This is a genomic window from Thermogemmata fonticola (assembly GCF_013694095.1).
Taxonomy (GTDB): Bacteria; Planctomycetota; Planctomycetia; order Gemmatales; family Gemmataceae; genus Thermogemmata; species Thermogemmata fonticola.
The window spans coordinates 81057-104458 of record NZ_JACEFB010000014.1; the positions used below are offsets into that span (position 1 = coordinate 81057).

Here is a 23402-nt window from a genome sequence, read left to right on the forward strand (position 1 = left end):
TCAGAGGGGTGAACGTTGGCTTAGGATAGGAACCTCACGGGGGAATTCGAGCTTCTCGGACGGCATCGCCTTGCTGAGCTAAGGAAGGGAATCATGCATTGGTTGCTGATTGGCTATATGTTTTTGTTCATCGACCGGCCGTTCGAGGTCTGGCCATGGCTGGGGGAAATCCACCTCGAGCGGCTGTACATGCTCTTCACGCTGGGAGTCTGGGTGGTCTATGCGCACAAACGATGGTTGGGCAACGCGCTTCAGGGGGGAGTGGCGGGGTTGGCAGCGGCTGTCCTGCTGGCTTGGTTGTTGAGTCCCTGGAGTGAGCGGAGCCAACCGGTGGTGGAAGATTGGTTCAAAATCCTGGTGTTTTTCCTGCTCTTGACCACCACCGTCCAGGATGAAGCGGGATTGCGCCGGCTGGTGGTGGGGTTTGTGTTGGTGATGGGGCTGTATCAGTTGCATTCCCTGCGGGAATATCTGGGGGGCCGGCATACCTACCGCATGGGGATCGCTCGGATGATTGGAGTGGATCAAACGATGGGGGACCCGAACACGTTCGGGGCGAGCCTGGTGGTGGCCCTGCCGCTGGCTTGGGCTTTGTGGCAGAGCCGCATTGGGGGACGTTGGGGTCGGGCGGCGTGCCTGGCGTATGGGGCACTATCGGTTCTATGTATCCTCCTGACTGGTTCCCGCTCGGCATTTCTGGGCCTTTTGGCTTGGGGTGCTCTGCTCATCAGCCGAAGTCGGCAGCGGCTCCGCCTACTGCTCGTGGCCATTCTCGTGGCCCCCCCTGCCTTTCTGACTTTGCCGGAGTCGCTGCAAAACCGCTTCCTGACGATCATCGATCCGAATGCCGGTCCGAAAAATGCCCAGGAATCGGGACAGGGGCGTATCGAAGGGTTCTTCACGGGTTTGGCGCTGTGGCAGACTTACCCGCTAACGGGGGTGGGACCCGGAGCCTGGCGGCCTGCAACGGGCAGCAAGCTGGAATCCCATAACCTCTACGGACAGCTCGTAGGAGAATTGGGAACCGTGGGTCTGCTAGCCTTTGTCGGTTTGCTCGCGGCCTACCGTAGCAATATCCGATGGCTTCGACGAGTGGGACAAGACTATCCCTTCCTGCGGGATTGGCTTCCGCTAACCCTTGCGCGGGCCATTGGCATGTCGGTGCTGTTGCTCCTCTTGTTAGGCATATTTGGCCATAACCTGTATCGTTACACCTGGCTGTGGTACGCCGGCTTTCTGATTCTCGCTCGGCACGTGGTCGAACAACGCTTGCAATATCTGGCCGAACCGTACCTCCAGGAGTGGGAGCGGTGGGAAAGCGAAACGGAGGCCATTCCCGACGATGGAAACTCGGAAACAGAGAGCATGACGGAGGTGGAATCTGCCTTCCCTATGACCGCCTCAAGCGGAGTCTAGCTCTATCTTCAGTTCCCCCATCGAGGGGAGGCCAGGCAGCCTTGGGTTTTCGCCTCAGTTCCAGGAACCGGACCGCTTCGACGGGTCGCTGGCTGGGGGAAGGTTGCGTCTGGAGGAATCGTCGGGCTCCAGAGGCATGGCTTGCTCGCTGAAGGAAAATGCGGGACAATACCATCAAGGAATAAGAGGTATCGGCCAAGTGAGCGGTGTGTATAGAGTCTGCCAAGCGAGTGGTGTATGGGGGTGGAAGGGGGAACGGAAGGGTGGCCGATTGTGCCTAGCGTGATAATTACGGCGGGAAAGGCAATCGTCTCATGAGATTGTTGCGTATGAGACAGTCCGGTGGAACAAATGCTCAGGTGCGGGGGAAGGACGTTCCATTCGCAGGTCTGGCTGTTCTCAAGAGATGGTGGCCGGTGATGCCCAGTGGGAAGGGGTGGGTTCAAGTCATGAGGATGGTCAGCGTGGGAGTGTATTTGGCCGCTGCCCTCTATTGTTCGAGTTGGGTTATGGCGTGTCCGGTGAGGGAAGATGGAGGACAGAAAGCGCTGCGATATTCTGACGGGCTGGTCATCGGTTGGTCTGGTACACTGGGGCTGAATATCGACGTGGAACAGCCCTTGCCTCTTGCCGGCGTCCCTGCCCCCGGTAGCGCGGAACATGATCTTTGGGTCCCGGCCTTGGATGTGGCGCAGCTCCGGGAGCGGTTGCGACAGGGGGGGAAAGGGGTACCGCCGGTGGCATCTCCTCTGGAACAGCAGTGGCAGAACCTGCTGAGCGAGCATTTGCGGCAGATGGGAGTTGCCACGCCGGAGGAACAGAAGCGGTGGCTGGAATTGTTGCACATGGATGAGGAGCGCTGGCGGCGCTTCCTGGAGGGAATCCAGCGTCGCCTATCTCAGGAAGGGAAGGAGGTGCCGCCATTGCCTCCGCGGAATTGGCTCCCTCCGTTGGATCCATCCAAGCTAATGCAGCCGCCCCTGTCCACGGATTCCCCGTTAGTTCCTCCTGATCGCCCTCTTGGTACGCCACCGCAAAGCGCCCCGCCGACGCCCCAAGGTCAGAACACAGCCCTACCGTCCCCCCACGACCCCCGCCACCGCTCCTGGGACGCCTTCCGGGAATTGTGGGAACGCTATATCGGACCTATGGATAATACGCCGGAACTACGGAATCTGTTATTGCAAATGATGGAAGAGGGGGGAATGGCTTGGGACCTGCGGGATTCCTCCGGCCGTAGCGTCTGGGAGGTTCTGCGAGAACAGATGCCGGAAATCGGGCATGGCCAAAGGGGGACGGGGGATAACAGAAGTGAAGGAGCTTCCGCCGAAGGTGGCACGGAGGGACGACGCTGGCGCTGGCCCCAGTGGCGGTGGCCGCGGTGGAGTTCGTCCCTGCGTTGGGGACGTCAGGGTAGTGGGGGAGGATCGTGGGGGAGCCTATCCTCTGGCGGATGGGACTGGCCCGCCCTGCCCCGGCAAAGCTGGTGGTTCTTAGCAATCCTTGTTATTCTCGGAGGAGCGATTGCCGCACTGATCATCAGGCAACGGCAGCGTCGCTTCGCTTGGTTATCCTGGCCGCATCGGCCACCGCTGCTCCAGGGTCAACAACTGGTCGATCCCCGGCAGATTCAGACCCCGGAAGAACTGGTGCGGGCTTTCGAGTGGTGGAGCGTACAACTCTTGGGACCGGAGGCACGACACTGGACGCATGCCACCATTGCTCGGGTTTTGCACCAGAAAGCCGTTTTACAGAAGGAGCAAATCGAAGAGTTGGCACGCTTGTATGAACTGGCCCGCTATGCTCCAGAAGCCAGAAAATTGCCGCCGGAGGTCTGGATGCAGGGACGGCGTATCTTATGTTCATGGGCCGGGGTATCGCCGACATGACTACGCCACCTGACACCTTCCGTCGTGGAAAGGTATTCCCGCCTCTCAGAAAGCTCCTGCGTCCTGGGGTATGCCTGGGCGTGCTAATCTTGCTCCTGATGGGTTTGATCGAGACACGAGGTCAAGAGCCGCCGCCTTTGCCTGGAATTGCCGTCTCGGGCGCCGGGGTCGAATTGTGGTCCGCCGTATTGCACCTTCACGGTTTGCAATTGTGGGAAGATGAAGCCAAGGTGGCTGGGGCCGAAGCGGTGGTCATCCATCTAGGCCGTGACCTGCGCTATTTGGTCCGGCAAGGTGACCAGCGTCGAGATGAGTTGCTCCAGGTCTTGCGGGGCGGCGGCGGTATCCTGATCGCCACGGATGGAGAACTTGATCTGACGGAGTTAGGACTGCGGTTTCAAGGGGGCGAAGTTCGGTGTGACGATGCGCGCATGATCCACCGAAACCGGCCTTCATGTTTGTATCTTGTGCCCCAAGAAGAGTTGCGGTGGCATGGGGCGGTACCTGAAGGTGGGGGTCCCAGGCGTGACTCAGAACCGGAGCAGTTGATGCAGGCTTTGCACCGCGTCAGTTGCAATGTCAGCGGCTATCTGTTGCTCGATCCGAAGCGGGGTCCTTTGCAGCCATTAGCCCGCTTTCCCCAGGGGAGCTATCTGCACGACGAAGTTGGAGGAAAGGACCTGCCTTTGCCAGCATCTGCGATATTTGCTGCGGGGGGACAATGGAGCCGAACTGCACCCGGTGTCCCCGCCGCCACCATCTTGGCTCTGGCTGATCACAGTGTGTTTATCAATCAGATGTTGATAGAAGCGGGGACGGACAACTGGGAATTGGCGAGACGGGTGGCAGTCTGTCTGCGTGGGTCGCCGCCGCGCCGCTGGTACCGCCTGTATGTTAACGGCAGTCGGGTGTCGAGTCGGGAGGTGCTGCAAGCTTTGCTTTCAGCGCCTGTGCCACCCGTGCCGCCACTACCTCCTCCGCCTCCTTCGGGCTTCCCAGATTTCTGGGCCCTTCAAAAGAAGCTGACTGAGCTGGGGAACCGGGCGATCCAGACAGCGCAGGAGCGGGATTTGCCCAACACCGTGCTCCTCGGTTCGCCGGAGTTCCCCGTGCAGCGGCAGGCCCGCTGGACAGCTTTGCTCAAGCTAATCGCTATCCTGGCACTAGCGGGAGCACTGGGGTTGTTGTGGCGGGGAGTCCAACAGAGCCGTTCCTCTCAGTCGTTTCTGGCCCGGACAGGCCAACAGTCCAGCCAGCAGCCCCGAAGGGGTTGGTTTCAGCGGCGATCGCCAGCTATGTCGGAGCCGGAGTGGTCCGAAGCGATACGTCGCGTGTTGCGTGATTTCTTTATCCAAACGGGCGCTGGTGATCCTGCTTCGACTCCCGTACCGCCGATTGTGGTGGTATTGCAGGTGCCCCAGGCCGAAAAATGGCGGCGACAACTTCAGACCCTGTGGCGTTACGCCCGTGAGCCAACCCCGCACTTGACCTTGCAGCAGTGGCCGCAGTGGGAAAGGGTACTGGAGGAACTTATGCAAGCCCAGCGGGATGGTTTGTGGCGTCTGACCCCAGCAGAGGAAGGCCGAGCATGACAGCAATGCCTGGCAGCAGTTCATCTCCGCACGCCGCTCTGTCCGGTAGCCATGACGGACAGCCAGGACCGCCTCCGACATCCACCAGCTCCGATGGTGCTGCGACGCCGGATGCCGAGAAGCTGGCCAGAGAACTAGCTCAACAGGCCCAGGAATTGCGGCGCCAGATGAACCGGGAGGTGGGCCGGGTTGTCGTGGGAGTCGAGGAAGTGACGGCTCAGTTGCTCATCGCTTTGCTGGCAGGCGGACATGTGCTTTTAGAAGGCGTACCTGGTGTGGCCAAAACCACCCTTTCCAAGGTGTTCGCCCGTCTTTTGGGCTGCCAGTATCAACGGGTGCAATTCACGCCCGATTTGCTTCCCTCCGACATTACCGGCACTTCCATCTTCGATCGCAATCGCAATGAGTTTGTGCTGCGGAAAGGCCCGATCTTCACGCAGGTGCTGCTGGCCGACGAGATCAACCGTGCTCCAGCCAAGACCCAAGCGGCTCTGCTGGAAGCAATGCAAGAATATCAGGTGACGGTGGATGGCCAATCGATTCCGTTGCCGGTTCCCTTCCTGGTGATTGCCACGCAGAATCCGGTGGAACAGGAAGGTGTGTACCGCCTGCCCGAGGCCCAGCTTGATCGTTTTCTCTTGCGGATCGAGATGGGTTATCCCGGCTTTGAGCAGGAAGTGGAATTGCTGCGATTGCACAGCCGGCCTGTGCCGGAAGTGGAGCCACTCTGTACGCCGGAGATGATTCTGTCACTGCAGAGTCAGTTGTCGAGCGTACATGTGGCCGAAACAATCTACGTGTATATTGTGCAGTTGGCAGAGGCGAGCCGACGACATGCCGAGGTGGCGTTGGGAGCGAGTCCGCGCGCGGCTCTCAATCTGCTGCGCTGTGCTCGAGCGCGGGCGGTCCTTTGCGGGCGCCACTTTGTCACCCACGAGGATGTGCAAGCGGTGGTTTATCCTGTGCTAAGCCATCGGCTCATCTTGCGTCCGGAAGCCGAGATTGAAGGCCGGCAAACAACGGATGTGCTCCAGGAATTGCTCGATACGGTACCAGTGCTGGAGTCTACTTGACAGACCGGTCGAGGCAGACGGAGGCAGCTCTTATTCCGATTCGATAAGTCTAACGGCAGGGGTCCGAACCATCCCATCATGTTAACGACACGCGGATATCGCTGGCTGATCCTGATCGTGGTCTGGACCGTTGTCGCCACGCTTCTGGGGAGTGAAGCCTCTCTGTTTCCCCTCTGGACAGCCCTAGCGCTGCTAGTGCTGTTTGGGGGCCAATGGTTGTATTTTGCCCTCCTTGTGGAAGGATTGCGCGGCCGGTTGCAAGTGGAACGGCGGCTCTGGCAAGGGGGACGGCCTGTAAAGACCTTATGGACCCAGATCCCCTTCACTGTGGAGCTGACCGTGACCAACCGAAGCCGGTGGTCGCCTGCATTTCTGCTGGTCGAGGATGTGTTCGCGCCCGGAACGGAGTTGTGCGGAGGATCCACCCGATGGGGGATACGCTTGGAAGCAGGTCAGAGTGTCGTGTTGCGATACCAACGGCGAGCAGTGGCGTTGGGGAGCGTGCGATGTGAAGGAGTGCAGGTGATTGCCGCCGACGGGCAGGGGTTTTTTCAGCACCGCTGGATGCTACGGGAGGCGCGGCAATGGTGGGTCCTGCCCCTGCTGACCGATGAGGAGGGACGGCAACGTGCCATCAAACCCTTCAACTTGCTCCCTCCTCCGGGTATGCACCGTTGGCGGCGGCCAGGCACGGGCAGCGAACTGCTGGACTTGCGGGACTATCAGCCGGGCGATCCTCCCAAGATGGTAGCCTGGAAAGTGTCAGCCCGCCGGGAGCAGTTGATCACCAAGGAATTCGAGAGCGATGTGCCGGTGCGCTGCCTGCTATTTGTGGATGGTGCGGAACAGATGCGATTGGGAGAGGCGGGAGAACGAGGTGTGGAACGGCTGGCCGAAGCCGCAGCCATACTAGGCCAGGCAGCAGCGAGTCATCGTGATCTGGTTGGTCTGGTCTGTTTCGATGCTCGCGGAGTGGAAGTGCTGCCTCCCGCGCGCACCCGGCAACATCTGCTGCGCTTTTTGCAAAGTCTGGCCCAGATGGCCGCACGACCCGCCCGATCGCAAAGCCGAACATTGGCGGACCTGACTCGCCAGGTCGGCCTGCGCGCGCAATATCTATACCCGGAGTTGCTTCAGCCGCCTTGCAATGGCATGCCACTTTCACGTTTATGGCGGCCATTGTTGGATCGCCGCTGGGGGTGGCTGATACCGCTGATCATGGTGGCCAATCTGCTGCTCCTGATCCTGGTGCCGGCCTGGCGCTTCACATGTCTGGAATTGGCCGCGGCCTTTACCCGTTGGTATTTTCGGTCTTTTCCCGGCTCCCACTGGACGACTCATCTCGTCGTTTTCCTGCTTAGTGTTCTGGTGTCGTCACTCGGTCCATTCGTGTTTGCTAGCACCTTCTGGCTGCTGTACGGTAGCTACGACCTACTAGGGAGCGGCCGGCGGCGCGTGACACGGCGCAAACAATTAGCCGCCCTTCTGGCCTTCCAACAAGGTACTGGTCCCGCTTCGATTGAACGACTGATGCATGAGGATGAGGCCTTTCTGACGGCCCTCCGTCGATTCCTCCAAGAGCATCAAGTGCCGGTGATTGTTCCCTGGTATGATTTGCCCCAGCAACAGCAGTATCAGGAACCAGAGAAAATCACCGTTTTGGCCCAAGCTCTGCTCCGCGCCGTGGGGCAAGCGCGGGACAACGAATTGTACGTGATTCTGGCGGACCTGGCTCGTTATAGCGGTGCACTGACGCCGCTGATCACTGCCTGCCGCGTGGCGCGCGCCCGTCACCATCATGTATTGGTGATTGTTCCCGGACCGCAAACGCCCTCTTCCTCAAGCCGGGGCATGTCGGGCCGACGCTCATTAGTTCCAGTGGCGAAGCTAGCACCTCTCTCGTCCACCGAGGCGATTCAGCAGCGGCTGGCGCAGCGCGACTATGAGCGAGCCTTCCAGCAGATGCGGCGGCAGTTGGTGGCGGTGGGCGCTGCGGTCTTGCGCCTCGATGCTGACGACCCGTTGCCAGTAGTATTGGAACGGTTGGACCGACTGCGAGGATACCGGAGCCGGCGATGAACCCTCAGCAACAAGCAGCCGTATCATCCGCTCCAGAGAGACCGCGTGTGCGGTGGGAAGGGCGGGCCGAAAACGGCGGACAGTCACCGGTGCTTGCTATTCCCCTGTCGGAGGAGACTTGTCCTTGTCGGCCGCTCTCGACTCCCGAAATGTGGGCGTCGCTCCGGACTCATTCCGCTGGGTTGATGTATCTGGCTACCAGCGCGGCGGCACTATTCACGGTCACAGTTTACTTTCTAGAGTCCGCCGGCGAATGGAGCTTGCTTTTTCCGATCCTGGGATTAGCGGGATGGATATGGCGCTGGGGTGGAGCAGTGTCGGGTGTTTTGCTATTGGCCTGTTGGTTCAGTTACTTTCCCATTGGCAGCCCAATCAAGCGAACTCCGGTTGTCCCCCTAGAATCGACCCTGGAAATCGACCTGATCTTCGCCGTTCTGGCAGTGGTCGTGTATGCCAGTTGTCACTGGCGTTACGTAAGTCTGATGCAGGAGGTGGCCATTCAGCCCCAAGCTCGTGAAGGGGAAGTGGTGCGCTGGCGGCGGCCGGCGGAGATTGTACCGCCCGGTGAATGGTTTCGTTGCTTGAGGCAGGCGGTGCTCGGTGTAGCCGCTGCTTGGCTTCTATGGTTGACGGCCGAGTCTGTCATCCTCATGCCCGGCTATGATCCGCCGGTGGCCTGGAACCTCGATCGTTCGTCTCTGACGGCGGAAGCGCTGCCGGGGTGGTTGAGCCGGTTGATGGTGCTGACGGCGGTGGTGGCGGGGGTGGTGGTGGTATCTTACTGCCTTCTTTGGCTGCTGCGCTATCGCCGATTGAACCGAGATGAAGCAGCTATGTTGCTCCAGGAACAAGCCTGGGAGCAGTTGCACCGCGAGTGGCGGCGGGCGGCGGCATTCCAGGGCAGGGTGAGCCGCCTGAAGAGAGAAAGCCTCACTCCCGAAGCCACAGAATAAGCTTGCCGTTGGCTGGGGTCTTCGGGAGAGTGCGTGATGAGTCTGCTTCCGATGAGACGGAGGGCGGAACGATCGCGGGGGTGATCCGCCGTGTCTGAGGCAAGGGAGAATCCACCATGCGACTGCTGCTGATGCTGCGAGAAATTACGGGTTGGTTGTTGCTGGCGGGTGGAATGCTGGTTTTTGGTCTGTCCCTGTTGTTACTGCTGGATCAGCGAGTATTCGAGGCGGTTCCGGCAGCCGGCGTAGGGTTTATCATCTTTCGCGGAGGGATTCACTTGCTCAAATCCGCCTTGGCCCTGCGGGTGGTATTGCAGACCTCTGTTCCGCCCGCAGCCGCCCGTCGTTCTTCCCTTCCAGGGACGTCCTTGGCTGCGATTTCGCCTCCGCCTGTCGCGATTCTTCCCCGTCAGGATGCAGCGCGGCGTCAGGCCGTGGGCTAGCTCCTACAAACCGCTAGGTCCCGAAGCGCTCAGACAGTCTCAGGGCCTCCCAACACACTCTGGAATCATGGCGAGGATTCAGGCGGTTTATTTCGATGCGGTTGGCACGCTCCTGTTCCCCCACCCTCCGGCAGAAGAGGTGTATGCGGCTGTGGGCCGAGCGCATGGGATCGAAGTATCAGTAGCCGAGGTCCGCCAGCGTCTCAGGCGAGCCTTTGCGGAACAGGAGGAGGTGGACCGGCAGCGGGGTTGGAAGGTGGATGCAGCCCGTGAGGTGTCGCGGTGGCGGGCCATTGTCCAGGCTTGTCTGCCGTCGGCCGATGCTGAACAGGCGGAAGCCATTTTCCAGGAGTTGTTCGAGCACTTTGCGCATCCCCAGGCTTGGCGACTGGCGGATGAAGCGGCGATGGTGCTAGATGCATTGCAAGGACGCGGGCTGAGCTGCGGGATCGCCTCGAATTATGATGCTCGCTTGCGGTCGGTGGTGGCGGGTTTTCCGGATCTCGCCGGTTTGCAGGAGCGGCTGGTGATCAGCGCAGAGGTGGGCTATCGCAAGCCGTCGGCTGTCTTTTTCAGTGCGGTGGCATGCCAGGCAGGTTATCCGTCGTCCCAGGTGCTTTATGTGGGGGATGACCTGGTTATGGACTATCAAGCGGCCCAGGCGGCGGGGTTGCAAGCCGTCTGGTATCAGCCTCAGAAGAAGAATGAGGCGGCCTTTCCGCTTCGCTCGCAGTTCCAGTTGGTGGGAGATGAATGTGCCGCGGCGGAGGTGGTTACGATCTCCCGGTTGAGTCAACTTCTGGCGATTGTCGGGGCTTGAGTCGTAGGCTGCCGTTGGCTCCAGATGCAAGAGCGACCCCCGCAATTCGGACTGGCGCGAAGGAAGCTCACGGAAGGTCAGGGGGTGGGGGCCGGGGTCACATCTGTCGGAATATGGTCGGTGGGCTTGAGCCGGCTGCGCAGTTCGCGGGCGAGCACACGGTTGACGACTTCCAGATAAGCCAGTGCGCTGGCTTCCACCACATCCACGCTTACAGCGCGGGCGCGGGAGCGCTTGCCGTCGTGTTCGATCTCCACGTAGGCTTCCCCTTGGGCATCGATGTCCTGACTGACAGCCCGGACGCGATAATCCACGACTTTGACGGGTGTTTGTGTGATGCGATTGATAGCTTTGAAGAGGGCATCAATCGGTCCGTTGCCAACTGCGGCGTCGCGGTGGATCGTACCGTCCTTGTGGCGCAGGGCGACCGCAGCGGAGGTTTGCGAGCCGGTTCCCGCCGTGCTGGTAAAGCCGACGAGGGTCCAGGTAGCGGAGGTGCCAGTCTGCAACTGATTTTCCGCGAGCGCTTCGATGTCCGAATCGTAGATTTCCTTTTTCAGATCGGCCAAGCGTTTGAATTCCTCGAAGACGCGGTTGAGCTGCTCGTCGGTGAGGTGATAGCCCAGATCGGCGACCCGCTGCTTGAGGGCATGGCGTCCGCTATGTTTGCCCAAGACCAGTTCGGTCCGGGGGATACCCACGTCTTCGGGGCGCATGATCTCGTAAGTGCTGCGTTCCTTGAGCATGCCGTCCTGGTGGATACCGGCTTCGTGCGCAAAAGCATTCTGGCCCACGATGGCTTTGTTGCGCTGCACGTGCATGCCGGTGATGTGGGATAGCTTACGACTGGTGGGGTAAAGCAAGCGCGTGTTGATACCGGTGGTCAGGCCAAAGAAATCGCGGCGGGTCCGCAGGGCCATAACAATTTCTTCCAAAGCGGCGTTCCCGGCACGCTCGCCGATGCCGTTGATGGTGCATTCCACCTGCCGGGCACCTTCACGCAGTGCTGCCAAGCTGTTGGCGACGGCTAGCCCTAGATCGTTATGGCAATGGACCGATAGTACACAGCGGTCAATACCGCGCACAGTGGTACGCAGATGGCGAATGATGGCAGCATAATGTTCTGGGACAGCGTAACCCACGGTGTCGGGGATATTGAGCGTCGTGGCTCCCGCTTCGATGGCTCGTTCCACGACCTCTGCCAGAAAGTCCAATTCGGTACGGGCGGCGTCTTCAGGTGAGAACTCCACGTCCTCGCAGTAGTCGCGGGCACGGCGGACGCCATCAACGGCGCGTTGGATCACTTCCTGAGGGGTCATGCGGAGTTTGAATTCGCGGTGGATGGCACTGGTGGCCAGAAAGACGTGAATGCGGGGCCGGGGACAACCGCGCAAAGCCTCTGCGGCCCGGTCGATGTCCACTGGATTGCAGCGGGCTAGGGCACAAATGATCGGTCCGTGGACCTCTTGGGCAATCGCCCGGACGCTCTCGAAATCTCCCGGCGAAGCGATGGGGAAGCCGGCCTCAATGATGTCCACTCCTAGCTCCGCCAAGGCCTTCGCCATCTCCATCTTTTCACTGAGATTCATGCTGCAACCGGGACTTTGTTCGCCATCCCGAAGGGTGGTGTCGAAGATCAACACACGATTGGGGTCCGACGGTGGCGCCATGGTGACACCTCACAGGGTAGTAGAGTTAAGGGCAGGCCAAGGGCGAGAACTCGAACTTCCTCCATCAGCGGTTGAGAACAAGTGCGGCCCCGGACACAGAAGGCCGTGCGCCGGGGCCGTGGGGTGTGTGCTGGACGTGCTCAGGCCGTTTGCACCGCAAACCCACCCCGGCCGCACCGGAGCAGATGCAGGTCCTCACCGCGTCGTTGCCCTGCCGTCCGCATCGCTGTTCCTCTCGCTTCGTAAGTCACTTTACGCATAATACTGGCGGAAATCAACGAGGAGCCTATCTACTTCCTACACTATACGCTCTCCAGCCCAGTGATAAATCAGTGAGCAAAAGAGCGGAAGCCGACAATCCCTCCATGAACCGACGTGAAAGTCTGGTATTGGAAAAGGGACGCGGGTTCCGGCTTCCGCCTCTGGGGATTGACGTATCCGGCCACGTTGCCTAGCATGAAATTTTCCGATGTTGATTCGATACTAATGTGAACACGGGGCAGCACGAAGTCGATGCCTGAGGGTTTGACTGCGGCGGCGCTGGCCGAGGCTGTGGAACACCTGGTTCGCCAGCGAGACGGCATCCTGATGATCAAACTGGGTGGCAGTGCCTTGGATGATCCGGCTGCCGCGGAACGATGTTTGCGCGGTGTGGCGGTATTGCATCAGTTGCGATTTCCCCTTCTCCTTCTGCACGGAGGGGGAAAAGCAATCGACCGGGCGATGCAGCAAGCCGGCTTGACCCCGCGCAAAATCGCAGGCCGGCGCTACACCGATACCGAGACACTGGCGATTGTGGTTCGCGTCCTGCAACAGATCAATCGCGATTTGACCCGCCAGCTTCAACAACTGGGCGTGGCAGCCCTGTCGGCCTTGGACCTCCAGCCGTTTCCCCTAGAGGGGGAGTTGTTGTCTTGGAAGTCAGAAGATGGATCAGCCGTGGACCTGGGTTGGGTGGGCACAGTGGCCCGTGTCAATCAGGCTGCCATCCGGGTGTGTATTGAGCAAGGTCAAGTCCCGATATTTCCGTCCTTGGCGGCTTACGCGGCTAGTCCGTTAGGTTGGCTCAATGTCAACGCCGATACGGTAGCGGCCTCTCTCGCTGGGGCGTTAGCTGTTACGCGAGCCGTCTTTCTCACCGACACCCCTGGCGTGTTGCGACATCCGACGGATGCCGCCAGTGTGATCCCCGAACTGACGGCAGCGGAAGCGCAAGCGCTGATGGACCAAGGAGTGATCCACGGGGGGATGATTCCCAAGGTGGAAGCCTGCCTTCAGGCTCTGGAGGCGGGAGCCGCCACAGCAGTGATTCTGGATGGCCGCCGGCCCTTCGCCTTACTGGAACTATTTCTCCATAAGTCAGCCGGCACGCGCCTGCGGCGATGAAACTTCTCTGTCTCCACCCATTCCCAACCTCCAGCAACACCACAGCCATGAATACGATAACTCATTCCAGTTCTGCTCTCGCTTCCCTCTCCACCGCCCAGGTTATGGAACTGGCTCAGCGCTACCTGACCCCCAATTACAAGCGCTTTCCCGTATGTCTGGTGCGCGGTGAAGGCTCCTGGGTTTGGGACGCGGAGGGGAACCGCTATCTCGATCTCTTTCCGGGATGGGGGTGCGGTTTGCTGGGACACTGTCCGCCGCGGGTGGTCGAGGCTGTGCAAGCTCAGGTGGCGGAACTGATCCATGTGCCCAACACCTGGTATACCGTGCCCCAAGCGCTGCTGGGACAAGCCTTGGTGGAACGCCTGGGGTTCGATGCCCGCTGCTTTTTCTGCAACAGCGGGGCGGAGGCCAACGAAGCGGCCATCAAATTGGCTCGGCTCTACGGCCATCCTCACGGGCGATACAAGATCATTTCCTGCACGGGAAGCTTCCACGGCCGGACTTATGGTGCTCTGACAGCAACGGGTCAACCGAAGTACCATGCGGGTTTCGAACCACTCCTGCCGGGCTTCCGTTATGCCCCCTACGGCGACCTGGAGGCGATCGCTCGACTAGTCGATAACGAAACGTGCGCCATCCTGGTCGAACCGATTCAGGGAGAAGGGGGAATTCAGATACCCCCTGCCGGTTTCCTGGAAGGATTGCGGCAGGTGTGCGACCGCCACGGCCTGCTGTTGATCCTGGACGAGGTGCAATCAGGTATGGGGCGTACCGGTCGCTGGTATGCCTTCCAGCACTGGAAAATTACGCCGGACATCGTCACCTTGGCCAAAGCCCTGGCAGGCGGTGTGGCCATGGGGGGAATGATCGCACGAGCGGAGGTCGCCGAGAAACTCCAACCAGGCACCCATGCCGCCACCTTTGGAGGCAATCCGCTCGCGGCTCGCGCGGCCTTGGCGACGGTGGAGACGATCGAGCAGCAGGGCTTGCTCGCCCGGGCTACTGCCATCGGGGAACGCTTCCGCCAACGTCTGGAAGCCCTGCGCCAGCGTGCGCCTCTCATCAGCGACCTGCGCATCTGCGGAGCTATGATCGGTATCGAGTTGCACACCGAGGGGGAACCGATTGTCCACGCCTGCCTGCAACGGCGACTGCTCATCAACTGCACCCAACGGACCATTCTGCGTCTGCTGCCGGCTTTGACCATCAGCGATGCGGAAATCGATCAAGGCTGCGATATTCTCGCAGAGGTGCTCACCTCTCTGGAGAGTTGAGGGGTTCTCAGGCCAGCGACAGGAAGGCAACCAGCCGCCGTGGACCATTCCTGCTCGCGCTCTGCTACCGGCCAGCACGCCGATCTGCGGGCATTCTGGCGGGACACAAACGGATCATCCGTTAGGGAAAGAGTCGCCGGAGGTACTATCTGTTATCCGTTGATTCCAATCCAGGGCCACGATTCGCCCGAGGGAAAGACGCGCCATGAGGCATTTTCTCAATCTGATCGATCTAAGCCGGGAAGAGTTGCTGCATCTGCTGGCGGAGTCGGAGCGGATCAAGGCTGCCCAGGAGCGGGGGATTCCGCGGCGGAGTCTGCAGGGGCGGATCATCGGGTTGATTTTCGAGAAGCCGTCGTTGCGGACGCGGGTCAGTTTTGAAAGCGGCATCGCCCAGCTCGGCGGCACCAGCCTGTATCTGCCCGGCAACGAGGTCGGACTGGGGTGGCGTGAATCCTTGGCCGACTTCGCCCGCACCATCAGCCAGTATGTCGATGCGCTGGTCCTGCGGGTGTATCATCACGAGACGCTGACGGGTTTGGCGGCCCATGCTACGATTCCCTTGATCAATGCCTTGTCAGACAAGGCTCATCCCTGTCAGGCCTTGGCGGATTTGCTGACCATCCGGGAATTATTCGGCACAGAACAGGGACGAACTGTCGTCTTCGTGGGTGATGGGAACAATGTGGCGCGCTCCCTGGCGGTCGGTTGCGGCAAGCTAGGCATCCGCTTCATACTGAGCTGTCCGCCCGGCTACGGCTTTGACGAGCATTTCCAGGCATTGTACCGCGCCAAGGTCTCGACCGAGCTGCCTCTCGAAGTGAGCGATCCGAAAGCGGCTGTGTGTCAAGCGGATGTCATCTATACTGATGTCTGGACCAGTATGGGTCAGGAAGCGGAGCGAGACATACGGCTGCAGCGGTTTGCTCCCTACCAGGTCAATGCGGCGTTGTTGGCCGCAGCGCCGCCCCATTGTCGCTTTCTGCACTGTTTGCCGGCTCACCGCGGGGAAGAGGTCACCGATGAAGTCATCGATGGCCCAGCCAGCGCAGTATTCCAGCAAGCAGCTAACCGCCTGCACACGCAAAAAGCCCTCCTGGAGTGGCTCTTTAGCACCAATTTCCCTCCACTCTCCAGCACGCCTGGCGTTTCTGCTTCATCTGCGCCAGCAACATCGGATGCTTTCTCCGAAAGGTAGGCCACGTCACGGTAAGGATCGGCTTACCAGCGTTACGCTTTTCGTTTTATCCGGCGATCCAGCCGGCCCTGGCATTTCTGCTCGAAGGGAAACCGCCGTCCCATCAGTTTTCGGGGAGGCCGCGGATGTTGCCGTAGACCTGTTGGGCCTGTTGGCGGCCTTCTGGGGTGAGTCGCAGCAAGTTGCCGTCCTGTTGAACATAACCTCGGGACAAGGTTCGTGCGATGACTTGAGCCACGCGCTCGTCTGGCCAATCCAAGTGCTGGTGGAGGTCCGCAACGGCTGCTTCGGTCGCTTCGGCGGCTGTGCCCTCATGCTGATAGAGATGGACGAGGAGCAGGATTTCTTCCAGGGTTTGCCGTTGGTGCCTTCGGCGCCAGAGTTGGACGAGCCAGCCACGATAGGGTGAAAGTAGAAATGCCAGCACCAGAAGCAATCCCAAAGCTGCTGCCACGCTACCAGCAGCGTTGGTGTTCCAGCGGGCCGCGGCCAGCGTTCCGAGGATCGAACCGATAACGCCGACTCCCACGGACCAGACTAGGACGCCCGACAGGCGTTGGGAGAGTAACAATCCGGTGGCCGCCGGCAGAACAAAGTACCCCACCACCAGCACTGGCCCAACCGCATCAAAGACGGCTACGGCTGTGACCGAGACCACCGCCATCAGGCCATAATGCACCAGGGCCGGCGAATAGCCCAGTACGCGCGCCAGTTCCGGATCAAACGTCGTGAGTTTCAATTCCTTGTAAAACAGCAGGCAAAGCAAAAGGTTGAGGACAACGACACCACCCAGGACTGCTACAGGCGGAATAGCTATTCCTCTCCAATGCCAGCGGGGGAGCAAAGCATATTCTGGCTGACCGACCAGCACGGCGTCCACGTCGAGGTGAATGTTGCGGGCGCCGAGTGAGACCAGGGCGACAGCTAATGCAAAGAGAAAAGGGAAGACCAGCCCAATGGCTGCATCCGCCTTCATCCGCCGGTGGCGCTGCAAGCTTTCCACCAGCACGACCGTGGCCAACCCGGTCAAAGCCGCACCTAGCAGCAGAAACGGAGAGTCCAAATCGCCTACCACGAAAAAGGCGACAACGATGCCGAAGAGCAAAGTGTGGCCGATGGCATCCGAGACCAAGGCCATGCGGCGCAGGACCAGGAACACGCCGGGCAAGGCACAGGCCGCCGCTGCCACCGCAAGCACGCAGGCCAGTTCCAGTTCAGGGGCCAGTTTCAGCTCCAGCATGATGACTCCTGCGAGTCGCTACCCAACGGCGAGACTCCTGCCGAACCCAGGCAGCCAGGAGTGATACGATCACCCACCCGCTGGCGCACAGCACGATTGTCGGCCCTGTAGGGACGCTGACATGCCGCCCAAGATAGTGAGCCAGGAGGGTACCCAGAATACCAGAGAGGGCACCGAAGAGGCCGGCCAGCAAGACCATGATTCCGAGACGGTCGGTCCATTGGCGGGCCGCTACAGCCGGGGCGACCAGCAAAGCCGTCATCAGGACAACCCCCACGGCCTTCAAACCGATGACCACTACAGTCACCGTTAGGGTCGTCAGACCCAGTTCGAGGAGGCGCACGGGCAGTCCCAATCCTGCGGCATACTCCGGATCAAAAGCCAGCAGCTTCCACTGCGGCCAGAAAGCCGCCACTACCAGCATGCTCAGAATAGTCACGGCGGCGATGATCTGCACGTCAGCATCGCGGAGCTGGGCTGCTTGGCCGAGGAGGTATCGATCCAAAGGGTGGCGTCCAGCATCCGGCACGTGAGTCAGGATGTGTTTGAGCAAGGCCAGACCCAAGCCGAAAGCCACCGCCATAATTCCTCCTTGCACGGCATCCAACGGCAGGCGGGTGTGGTGGTGCAGGCGGCTCGCGAGGGCCAAGGTGATCCAGCCCGCCACGGCGCCGCCCAGGAGCAACCCCAGAGGGCCGCGAATCCCAAGGAGAAAGGCAGCGGCTACGCCAGCCAAGGCAGCATGAGCTACGACATCTCCCTGCAAGCTCTGCCGGCGCAAGACTGCAAAACTTCCGGTCACACCCGCACTCGCTGCGAGCAGAGCGGTGCCTGCCATGACCGTCTCCAATCCCGGCGACCACCACTCCGTCATTTCCTTGTCCTTTCTGCCATCCCTGTTGGCTTCGGCTGACCCTTCGTCGAGTTTGGCTCTGTCACTTCTCCCAGCCGGGCCAACTCTTCCTTTTCCCAGGAACAGGACTCTTCAATCGGTTCCAGATGGACCATCACTTCCGTGCCGGGGAACTCGCGGCGCAGGGCTTCTTCCAGGCTGTGGACCAATTGATGCCCCGCGCGTATCGGCGTGGCTCCGGGAAGCAGCAGGTGGAACTCGACGAAGCGGCGTTGGCCAGCACGCCGGGTCCGCAGCATGTGGAACGTGGCTTCGCGGTCGCCCAGTTGCTGGCGGAGAACCTCCCGAATCCGCTCCTGTTCCGCTTCAGGTAATGCCCGGTCCATCAGACCGTGAAAGGAACGCACCACCAATTCACTCCCGGTCCAAATGATATTTAGACTGACACCCAAAGCGAGCAAGGAATCGATCCAGGTCCAGCCGGTCCACAAAACCAGGAGCAGGCCGGCCAGTACAGCCGCAGATGTCCAGACATCACTCATGAGATGCCGTCCATCCGCTTCCAGGACGATCGAGCCGATGCGTCGGGCCTCTTGGAGCAGTACTCGTGCGACCAGCCAGTTGATCGCCGCGGCGATAGCTCCGATAATCGTTCCAGTTTCTAATCCCTGCAACGGGACCGGTTGCCACCAGCGTTGCAAAGCATAAGCGGCGGTTCCAATGCCCGCCACGCCAATGAGGACCCCTTCCAGACCGCTGGAGAAATACTCGATCTTCTCGTGGCCGAAGGCATGGGTTCGGTCTGCCGGTCGGGCCGCATACCACACCACGATATACGCCGTGGCGGCTGCCGTCAGGTTCACCAGGCTTTCCAGAGCATCCGTGAGTAATCCCACCGAGCCGGTCCACCACGCCGCGCCTGCTTTCAAAGCCAAAGTCAGCACCGCTGCTCCGATGGACAGCACCAAAGGCCACCGTACCTGTACCGGTTCGCGATTGTCTGCCATGCCCTTGATTGTAGCAATTGTGGTACAGAAACGATGTGTTCCAGGAGGCTCAAGCGGGCGTTCTGGGGTCCCAACGGCTCACCTTTCCTTTCGGAATGCCCCCTCTGATGCTGTTCTCAGAATGCACACGAAGAGACGGGACAGCAACTAGCCCGGAGTTGGCACGCAGTCAAAGTCGCGTTCCCCTTCCAAGCGCCGATGTGCTAGATTATGGTCCAGTGCAGAAAGGGGATCGCTGTTTTTTCCTCGGTATCACTCCACGGAGCATGACGATGACGATGGAGGCTGCTCCCCGATCGGAACCGGCAGCGGCAGGTTCCAGCACACGGCTGGTGCAGTACCAACACTCTCAGGATTTCCCTGACTTGCTTGGACAGTTGGGTATTTCTCTGTTAGTGTCCACCTATCAGGCAGGGAAGGTGCTAGTCCTCGGCGAACGGGATGGAAAGCTGGACGTGCAGTTTCACACCTTCGAGCAGCCGATGGGACTGGCCGTCAGTCCGCGGATGCTGGCGGTGGGGACACGCCAGGCGGTGTGGTTTCTCGCAGCTCAACCGGCGGACCGGGGACTCTTGGAGGGATACGACGGGGGATTTCTGGCACGCCAGGCCCATTACACAGGCCCGATCCGATGCCATGATCTGGCGTGGTGTGGCGGCCAATTGTGGGTAGTCAACACCCTCTTTTCGTGTTTATGTACCTTGGAAGCCCAGTACCACTTCGTGCCGCGGTGGCGTCCCCCCTTTGTCAGTGACCTAGTGCCGGAAGATCGGTGCCACCTCAACGGCTTGGCTACAGATGGGCAGCAGCCCCGTTTCGTGACTGTCTTGGGACGCTGCAATGAAAAAGAAGGCTGGCGGGCCAACAAGGTGCAAGGCGGCTGCCTTTTGGAAGTGCCGAGCGGACAAGTCGTGGTCGAAGGGTTATCCATGCCGCACTCCCCGCGCTTGTATGGCGGGCAGTTGTGGGTGCTCAACTCCGGCTGGGGGCATTTGTCCCTGGTGGATGTGACGCGGGGTCAGGTGCAAGGAGTCGCGGCGGTGCCGGGATACACACGTGGCTTGGCCTTTCACGGTCCCTATGCCTTTGTGGGTTTGTCCAGAATCCGCGAAACCAACATCTTTGGCGGATTGCCGATTGGGGAGCGGCATGATGAACTCGTCTGTGGCGTGGGTGTGATCGAATGGCGTACCGGCCGTACCGTGGCCACCTTCATGCTTCGGAGCGGCGTTGAGGAAATCTACGATGTCCAGGTCGTGCCCCTACGCCGCCTGGCTTTATCTGGTCCTCATGCTGAAGAAGATCGTGCCCCTGTGTGCTGGATTGCTCCTCACCCCGGCACTACCCAACGCTGAAGAACCGTGTCCTGGACTCGCCCTCGCGGGTCTGTCCTCACCTATCCCTCCTCTACCTGCTCGAACTGCACGGACCGAGGCCCCCTGCTGATCTCTTACGCTCTGGAAAGCAATCCTCATCAGATCATCAGGCCGTAGAGCGTCAGGCAGAAGTTCATCATGCAGAACTCAGCTCTCAGGGAGGTTAGTTTCCCTTCCCCAAATCGGCAGCCAAATCGAGAACACCTGATGGTCTTGTCCAGATTCGACGGATGCCTTATGAAATGTCCGCCTGTTGTATGCCCGCCTGGGATGGAGCGGCAGAGAGGGAAGGCGGCCAGTGGATAGATCAGGGGTGGCGGAGCGAGAGGAGTTGTTCCGGAAGGCGGGCAGGGCTAGCGCTGAGGATTAGACATGGCGGTGATGCGGCGATATGAGCGGTGGCTGGTGGCAATGGCGGTGACGGCGGCACGGCGACCCGTGTGGACTCTGATGGCGACACTCCTGACCGTGACGGCAGCACTGGGGGCAGCCTGCTGGCAGTTGAAATACTTTCCCCAACGGGATGCCCTCCTCAGCGCCGACAACCCCTGCCAGAAGCGCTGGCTCCAGTACATTCAACGCTTCGGTGCGGACGAAGATGCTGTGATCGTCATCACGGGGGCCAACCCCGCCCGTCAAAAGGAAGCTGCGGATGCCGTGGCAGCACGCCTGACAGCCCGACCAGAACTGTTCGACCGGGTGTTTTATCGCGTGGACTTGCGGCCGTTGCAGTACCGAGCGCTGCTCTATCTGAGCGTGCCGGAACTGGAACAGTTGTGGGAAAGCATACGACACCTGGAGCCGCTTCTGGGGGAACAGGGAAGATGGGGGTGGCGGATGCTATCCATCCAGACACTCTTGAGCCGGGCGGCAGCAGCGCTCGTCAGCGATTCTCCTTCCAAAATGGATGCGCTTTTGCTCGCTCAGTTGCCGGCGCTGTTACGGGCTGGCAGCGCCCGGTTGCACGCAGAGAGCGGACCCCCACCTTGGCAATGGACCCCCCACCAGCAGCATCAGCAGGAGTCGTGGTCCGAGGCGCTCCAACAACCGCAGTACCTGCAAACGCCAGATGGAACAACAACGGTGCTGCTATGTCGCCTGGTGGGAGCGGATGCATCGCCCCAAGAGTCTCGCCAGGCGGTTGTCACCCTGCGTGCCCTTCTGGATGAAGTGCAAGCCGATTATCCCGATCTGACCTTGGGTCTGACGGGATTGCCGGTGCTGGAAAGCGACGAGATGACTCAGGCGGATCAGGATGCCCGGAGAGCGACGTTGATCGCCTTGCTGGGGGTGATCGCGCTGTATGCTTGGGTGTACCGCGGACTACGGTATCCGCTTTTGACGGTACTGACCTTGGTTATTGGTACAATCTGGGCTTTGGGCTGGGCCACCTGGACAGTGGGACATTTGAATATCCTGTCGGCGGCCTTTGCAGTGATGATGATCGGTGTCGGAGATTACGGGGTTTTGTGGGTGGCCCGTTACGATGAAGGACGGCAGCAGGGTTTGGCCCCTCTGGCCGCGATCGAGTATGCCGGCCGAATGGCAGGTCCGAGCATTGTCACTGCGGCGTTGACGACGGGAACAGCCTTCGGGGCATTGCTGGCGGTGGATTTTCAAGCGGTCGCCGAGTTGGGATGGATTGCCGGTTGCGGCGTGTTGTTCTGTGCCCTCAGTTGCTGCACGGTCCTCCCCGCCCTGCTCGTGATTAGCGAACGATGGTCGCAGAGAACAACTTCACGCGATGTAAGACAGGAGCAGCCCGCCCAATTGACCATTCCTCGACTGGTTCTGCCTCTGGCAGCGATATTGCTCGTCTTAGCAGGAGTTGGAATCGGGAAAATCCACTATGACCACAACCTCCTTCATCTGCAAGCCAGGAATCTGGAATCAGTTTATTGGCAACAGCATCTAAACACTCACGCTGCCGGGATGACCTGGGATGCTTTGAGTATTGCAGAGAGTCGAGAGGAGGCGGCGGACTTGGCCCAACGATACCGGGCGATACCGGAGGTCAACCACGTGGTGGAAGTGGCCTCACTGCTTCCGGGCGAGCAGGAGCGAAAACTGCCGTTGCTTCAGGAAATCCACCAGCGACTGCAACGGTTGCCGGAGGTGCCACCCCTTCCCGCTGTGGCCGTGGAGGCGGAGCGTGTGGTCCGCCTGGCGGAACAGGTAGCAGCGTTAGCGGCTGGAAGAACCGAATTGCAGGAGGCGGCCCGCCGGTTTGCCCAGAGAGTACGGGAAGCCCCAGAAGCGTCCCAACGCTTGCGTGACCTCGATCGCTGGTTGAGCGCTGAATTGTTTACAGGTTTGCGGCAGTTGCGAGAAATGAGCCACCCCGTCGCGGTGACGCAGGCCGACATTCCTGTGGCCCTACGGGAACGGTATGTCAGTCAGGATGGAGCATTCTTAGTGCGAGCGTTTGCACGCGAGGATTTGTGGGAGTATGCTGCACTGGAACGCTTCATTCAGGCCGTGGCCACTGTGGACCCTCAAGCCACCGGCAAGACGTTTCGCACTTATGAAGGATTGCGCCAGATGCAGCGGGGGTTTGCCTGGGCTTGCGTGTATGCCCTGGCAGTAGTGGCTTTCATCCTCTGGCTGGACCTGCGCCGCGGGTGGGCTTGGCTAGCCGCCCTGCTACCCTTAACGGCGGGCCTGCTGCTAACGGCGGGTACGATGGGGTGGTGCGGAGTGGACTGGAATCCTGCCAACTTGGTGGCTTTGCCCTTACTGCTGGGCATCGGTTTGGATAACGGCGTACATGTGCTCCATGACTACTTGCACCGACACGATAAAAGCCAGCCCTGGCAACTCGGACGGTCCGTGGCGCGCGGGATTATCGTGGCGGGACTAACGACTCTGATCGGCTTCGCAGCCTTGGCTCTGGCTCGCCATCGTGGTATGGCTAGTCTCGGCATCGTTATGTCCTTGGGCGTGGCCTGGTGCTTGCTAACCGCGGTGGTTCTGCTCCCGGCCCTGTTGCAAGAAAGTCAAAAGTTTCCCCACGGGCGAAGGCTGGGACTGTTGCGTACCTTCGCGGTGTTCCGCCGCTTGTTCCAGCGTGCCCTTTCGCTTCCGGTCCAAGCGGGCGGCAGTCGTACCGCCTCATGAACAGCCATTGGAA

17 protein-coding genes are annotated in these 23402 nt (G+C 60.3%); 13 read left to right on the plus strand and 4 right to left on the minus strand.

Going from position 1 to position 23402, the window contains the following annotated elements; genetic code table 11:
• Positions 1-93 precede the first annotated feature (93 nt).
• The 8 genes from H0921_RS14955 (at position 94) to H0921_RS14990 (ending at position 10265) form a co-directional block, all read left to right on the plus strand.
• Positions 94-1416: an O-antigen ligase family protein gene (locus H0921_RS14955; RefSeq protein WP_194539321.1), complete on the plus strand. Its 1323-nt coding sequence runs from the start codon at positions 94-96 to the stop codon at positions 1414-1416.
• A 449-nt stretch (positions 1417-1865) separates the two neighbouring features.
• On the plus strand, positions 1866-3305 hold the full coding sequence (locus H0921_RS14960) for a hypothetical protein (protein WP_194539322.1): 1440 nt from the start codon (positions 1866-1868) through the stop codon (positions 3303-3305).
• On the plus strand, positions 3302-4897 hold the full coding sequence (locus tag H0921_RS14965; protein ID WP_194539323.1) for a hypothetical protein: 1596 nt from the start codon (positions 3302-3304) through the stop codon (positions 4895-4897). Before H0921_RS14960 ends, H0921_RS14965 begins: the two co-directional genes overlap by 4 nt.
• Positions 4894-5970, plus strand: a complete 1077-nt coding sequence (locus tag H0921_RS14970; RefSeq protein ID WP_228499837.1) for an AAA family ATPase — start codon at positions 4894-4896, stop codon at positions 5968-5970. Before H0921_RS14965 ends, H0921_RS14970 begins: the two co-directional genes overlap by 4 nt.
• Before the next feature lie 78 nt (positions 5971-6048).
• Positions 6049-8049: a DUF58 domain-containing protein gene (locus H0921_RS14975; protein WP_194539324.1), complete on the plus strand. Its 2001-nt coding sequence runs from the start codon at positions 6049-6051 to the stop codon at positions 8047-8049.
• Positions 8046-9002 carry a hypothetical protein gene (locus H0921_RS14980; RefSeq protein WP_194539325.1) on the plus strand — a complete coding sequence of 319 codons (957 nt, stop codon included), beginning with the start codon at positions 8046-8048 and terminating at the stop codon, positions 9000-9002. The genes H0921_RS14975 and H0921_RS14980 overlap by 4 nt, the downstream gene beginning before the upstream one ends.
• Positions 9003-9118: 116 nt before the next feature.
• Positions 9119-9445: a hypothetical protein gene (locus H0921_RS14985; RefSeq protein WP_194539326.1), complete on the plus strand. Its 327-nt coding sequence runs from the start codon at positions 9119-9121 to the stop codon at positions 9443-9445.
• 67 nt (positions 9446-9512) lie between these two features.
• The gene (locus H0921_RS14990; RefSeq protein ID WP_194539327.1) at positions 9513-10265 is read left to right on the plus strand and encodes an HAD-IA family hydrolase; all 753 of its coding nucleotides are present in this window, start codon (positions 9513-9515) and stop codon (positions 10263-10265) included.
• Positions 10266-10342: 77 nt separating this feature from the next.
• Here H0921_RS14990 and H0921_RS14995 read toward each other — a convergent pair whose 3' ends face one another.
• Entirely contained in the window at positions 10343-11935 is a 1593-nt protein-coding gene (locus tag H0921_RS14995) for a 2-isopropylmalate synthase (RefSeq protein WP_194539328.1), read from the minus strand.
• Between the two features lie 513 nt (positions 11936-12448).
• Here H0921_RS14995 and argB point away from each other — a divergent pair.
• From argB to argF, 3 genes are all read left to right on the plus strand, one after another.
• Entirely contained in the window at positions 12449-13321 is an 873-nt protein-coding gene (gene argB, locus H0921_RS15000) for an acetylglutamate kinase (RefSeq protein ID WP_194539329.1), read from the plus strand.
• Positions 13322-13368: 47 nt separating this feature from the next.
• Positions 13369-14598, plus strand: coding sequence for an aspartate aminotransferase family protein (locus H0921_RS15005; protein ID WP_194539330.1), 1230 nt, complete (start codon positions 13369-13371; stop codon positions 14596-14598).
• 205 nt (positions 14599-14803) lie between these two features.
• Positions 14804-15796, plus strand: coding sequence for an ornithine carbamoyltransferase (gene argF, locus H0921_RS15010; protein WP_194539331.1), 993 nt, complete (start codon positions 14804-14806; stop codon positions 15794-15796).
• Positions 15797-15899: 103 nt separating this feature from the next.
• Here the strand turns inward: argF and H0921_RS15015 are convergent, their stop codons facing one another.
• From H0921_RS15015 to H0921_RS15025, 3 genes are read right to left on the minus strand one after another with little or no spacing between them, the layout of a single operon-like run.
• Positions 15900-17036, minus strand: a complete 1137-nt coding sequence (locus H0921_RS15015) for a metal ABC transporter permease (RefSeq protein ID WP_228499840.1) — start codon at positions 17034-17036, stop codon at positions 15900-15902.
• Positions 17011-17910, minus strand: coding sequence for a metal ABC transporter permease (locus H0921_RS15020; RefSeq protein ID WP_194539332.1), 900 nt, complete (start codon positions 17908-17910; stop codon positions 17011-17013). Before H0921_RS15020 ends, H0921_RS15015 begins: the two co-directional genes overlap by 26 nt.
• Positions 17907-18896 carry a cation diffusion facilitator family transporter gene (locus tag H0921_RS15025; RefSeq protein ID WP_194539333.1) on the minus strand — a complete coding sequence of 330 codons (990 nt, stop codon included), beginning with the start codon at positions 18894-18896 and terminating at the stop codon, positions 17907-17909. The genes H0921_RS15020 and H0921_RS15025 overlap by 4 nt, the downstream gene beginning before the upstream one ends.
• 272 nt (positions 18897-19168) lie before the next feature.
• Between H0921_RS15025 and H0921_RS15030 the strand changes: the two genes are divergently transcribed.
• Positions 19169-20251, plus strand: a complete 1083-nt coding sequence (locus H0921_RS15030; protein WP_228499843.1) for a TIGR03032 family protein — start codon at positions 19169-19171, stop codon at positions 20249-20251.
• 393 nt (positions 20252-20644) lie between these two features.
• The gene (locus H0921_RS15035) at positions 20645-23389 is read left to right on the plus strand and encodes an MMPL family transporter (RefSeq protein ID WP_194539335.1); all 2745 of its coding nucleotides are present in this window, start codon (positions 20645-20647) and stop codon (positions 23387-23389) included.
• Positions 23390-23402 lie beyond the last annotated feature (13 nt).

Bases quoted from the DNA above. Each gene is read 5' to 3' on its own strand.
- H0921_RS14955 (WP_194539321.1), top strand. From the start codon at position 94: ATGCATTGGTTGCTGATTGGCTATATGTTTTTGTTCATCGACCGGCCG.
- H0921_RS14960 (WP_194539322.1), top strand. From the start codon at position 1,866: ATGAGGATGGTCAGCGTGGGAGTGTATTTGGCCGCTGCCCTCTATTGT.
- H0921_RS14965 (WP_194539323.1), top strand. From the start codon at position 3,302: ATGACTACGCCACCTGACACCTTCCGTCGTGGAAAGGTATTCCCGCCT.
- H0921_RS14970 (WP_228499837.1), top strand. From the start codon at position 4,894: ATGACAGCAATGCCTGGCAGCAGTTCATCTCCGCACGCCGCTCTGTCC.
- H0921_RS14975 (WP_194539324.1), top strand. From the start codon at position 6,049: ATGTTAACGACACGCGGATATCGCTGGCTGATCCTGATCGTGGTCTGG.
- H0921_RS14980 (WP_194539325.1), top strand. From the start codon at position 8,046: ATGAACCCTCAGCAACAAGCAGCCGTATCATCCGCTCCAGAGAGACCG.
- H0921_RS14985 (WP_194539326.1), top strand. From the start codon at position 9,119: ATGCGACTGCTGCTGATGCTGCGAGAAATTACGGGTTGGTTGTTGCTG.
- H0921_RS14990 (WP_194539327.1), top strand. From the start codon at position 9,513: ATGGCGAGGATTCAGGCGGTTTATTTCGATGCGGTTGGCACGCTCCTG.
- H0921_RS14995 (WP_194539328.1), bottom strand. From the start codon at position 11,935: ATGGCGCCACCGTCGGACCCCAATCGTGTGTTGATCTTCGACACCACC.
- argB (WP_194539329.1), top strand. From the start codon at position 12,449: ATGCCTGAGGGTTTGACTGCGGCGGCGCTGGCCGAGGCTGTGGAACAC.
- H0921_RS15005 (WP_194539330.1), top strand. From the start codon at position 13,369: ATGAATACGATAACTCATTCCAGTTCTGCTCTCGCTTCCCTCTCCACC.
- argF (WP_194539331.1), top strand. From the start codon at position 14,804: ATGAGGCATTTTCTCAATCTGATCGATCTAAGCCGGGAAGAGTTGCTG.
- H0921_RS15015 (WP_228499840.1), bottom strand. From the start codon at position 17,036: ATGCTGGAGCTGAAACTGGCCCCTGAACTGGAACTGGCCTGCGTGCTT.
- H0921_RS15020 (WP_194539332.1), bottom strand. From the start codon at position 17,910: ATGACGGAGTGGTGGTCGCCGGGATTGGAGACGGTCATGGCAGGCACC.
- H0921_RS15025 (WP_194539333.1), bottom strand. From the start codon at position 18,896: ATGGCAGACAATCGCGAACCGGTACAGGTACGGTGGCCTTTGGTGCTG.
- H0921_RS15030 (WP_228499843.1), top strand. From the start codon at position 19,169: ATGACGATGGAGGCTGCTCCCCGATCGGAACCGGCAGCGGCAGGTTCC.
- H0921_RS15035 (WP_194539335.1), top strand. From the start codon at position 20,645: ATGGCGGTGATGCGGCGATATGAGCGGTGGCTGGTGGCAATGGCGGTG.